Here is a 1,216-nt window from a genome sequence, read left to right as displayed (position 1 = left end):
GTAAAGCCTTCAGGAGTTAGCTGGGAGCGCGAAAGCGATATCTATGCTTTAACATCCGCGCTTTTGATAAGTTCAGTATAAACATAATCGGGAGAAAATCATTCTTCATATCGCATTACACTTTCTCGTACCGTTGTTAGTAGCAACAGCAGTCTTTGCCAAAACACGAGATTCTAAGTTCACGGTAAAAATATATCTGCTTTTGGTTGCGACAATGTTAGTCGATCTTGATCACTTACTTGCGGTACCGATTTATGACCCAGGTCGATGCAGTATTGGTTTCCACCCTCTACATAAAGAATTTATGATTCCGGTTTATGCTCTGATGGCTTTGTTTCCAGCAACTCGGTGGATAGGGATAGGCTTGCTAATCCATATGGGCCTGGATGCCCAGGATTGTTGGCGGCAAGGTTTTTATGGGGCTATTCATTAGCGAAGGATGAAACCCTCTGCATACGTAGGGCTGAAACTAACGGCATGTCCGTTCTGCGCCCCGAGACGGGCCGCCTACATAACTTTGGGTAGGCGGAGTCTCTGAGTTAGATAAGCGTGTTGCGAAGCTTTAAACTTCGAACTCACTTCCTGTCTTCTTTTCAATAAGCTTGTTCTGAAGCTTAACGTAGCGCGGCATACCGTTCTCATCGTAAGGCGGGTAGTCTTCGCCTTGAACAAGTGGAGTTAGGTATTCACGACACTCAGCAGTAATTCCGAAACCATCATCTGAAATATAGTGAATAGGCATTTTCTTTTCTTGGTTAGCAACCTGGCTAAGCGGTGCTTCACCGATAGACCACTTGTATGGAGCGGCTTGTTCGCGAACGATAATTGGCATGACTGCATTCTTACCATTTACAGCGAAATCAACAGCTGCTTTGCCCATGGCATAGGCCTGCTCAACATCCGTTGAAGAGGAAATATGGCGTGCTGCGCGTTGAAGGTAGTCGGCAACTGCCCAGTGGTATTTATAACCAAATTCATCTTTAACCATATTAGCAAGCGTTGGTGCGACGCCACCTAGTTGGGTATGACCAAACGCATCAACTGCGCCTGCGTCTGCTACAAAGCGGCCATCTTCGTACTGAGCGCCTTCAGATGCCACGACAACGCAGTAACCGTAATTTTTTACTGCTTCATCTACACGTGCTAAAAACTTCTGTTTATCAAAGGCTATTTCTGGAAATAGAATAACGTGTGGTGCTTCGTGCGCTTCGGTGCC

General features: G+C 46.0%; 2 protein-coding genes. One reads left to right on the top strand and one right to left on the bottom strand.

Features of this window, described 5'->3' with window-relative positions; all coding sequences use genetic code 11:
• Positions 1-97: 97 nt before the first annotated feature.
• Positions 98-433, top strand: a complete 336-nt coding sequence (locus tag A3729_RS05095) for a DUF6122 family protein (protein WP_197470100.1) — start codon at positions 98-100, stop codon at positions 431-433.
• A 129-nt stretch (positions 434-562) separates the two neighbouring features.
• On the opposite strand, the gene A3729_RS05090 is transcribed toward A3729_RS05095, so the two are convergent.
• Positions 563-1,216 (bottom strand): diphosphate--fructose-6-phosphate 1-phosphotransferase (locus A3729_RS05090; RefSeq protein ID WP_156497681.1); only part of this gene is annotated, 654 nt, incomplete at its 5' end.

The organism is Oleiphilus sp. HI0043, from assembly GCF_001634935.1.
The sequence above is the reverse complement of the archived record's forward strand: the minus strand, read 5'-3'. Positions and strand labels throughout refer to the sequence as shown.